This window comes from Ensifer aridi (assembly GCF_002078505.1).
Classification (GTDB): domain Bacteria; phylum Pseudomonadota; class Alphaproteobacteria; order Rhizobiales; family Rhizobiaceae; genus Sinorhizobium; species Sinorhizobium aridi.
Window position 1 is genome coordinate 1249 of sequence record NZ_LUAV01000054.1, and the last position, 385, is coordinate 1633.

The window sequence follows — 385 nt, forward strand, 5'->3', positions numbered from 1 at the left end:
CGGGCGATGGTTGCCGATGCCGGGCAGCCGGTCGGCCGCATCGACATCCTGCCGGCTGACGAGCGCCGCTATCTGCTGGAGGAGCTGAACCGGACGGAAGCGGACTATCCGACGGAGCTGTGCGTGCACGAACTGTTCGAAGCGCAGGTGCGCCGGACGCCCGACGCGGTGGCACTGGTGCATGAGGATGAAGAGCTGAGCTATGGTGAGCTCAATGTCCAGGCCAACCGGCTCGCCCATCATCTGATCGCGCTTGGGGTCAAGCCCGACCAGCCGGTGGCGATCTGCGTCGAGCGCAGCCCGGCGATGGTGGTGGGGCTGCTGGCGATCCTGAAAGCGGGCGGCGCCTATCTGCCGCTCGATCCGGCCTATCCGTGCGCGCGGC

The 385-nt window shown here is 68.1% G+C and carries 1 protein-coding gene; it reads left to right on the top strand.

Annotation, left to right across the window (positions count from 1 at the left end):
• On the top strand, window positions 1–385 hold a 385-nt coding region (locus AYK65_RS31100; protein WP_139793413.1), incomplete at both ends, for an AMP-binding protein.